Source organism: Leisingera sp. ANG-M1 (assembly GCF_000813745.1).
Taxonomy (GTDB): Bacteria; Pseudomonadota; Alphaproteobacteria; order Rhodobacterales; family Rhodobacteraceae; genus Leisingera.
Genome location: NZ_JWLC01000059.1, coordinates 2,480 through 2,740 on the forward strand (window position 1 = coordinate 2,480; position 261 = coordinate 2,740).

The 261-nt window shown below is 67.4% G+C and carries 1 protein-coding gene; it reads left to right on the plus strand.

What is annotated here, in order from left to right; translation table 11 throughout:
* Window positions 1-261: 1-deoxy-D-xylulose-5-phosphate synthase N-terminal domain-containing protein (locus tag RA19_RS25270; RefSeq protein WP_039168652.1), on the plus strand; the 261-nt coding region annotated here is incomplete at both ends.

A 261-nucleotide genomic window follows, 5' to 3' on the forward strand; every position in this document is an offset into this window, starting at 1 on the left:
CCCACCAATGCTATCCGCACAAGATCCTGACCGGGCGCCGCGACCGCATCCGCACCCTGCGGATGAAGGACGGGCTCAGCGGGTTCACCAAACGCTCGGAGTCGCCTTACGACCCGTTCGGCGCCGCCCACAGCTCCACCTCAATCAGCGCCGCTCTTGGCTTTGCCGTGGCGCGTGACCTCGGCGGTGTAATCCCCGAAGGCAACGGCGACGCCATCGCGGTGATCGGCGACGGCTCGATGTCGGCCGGCATGGCGTTTG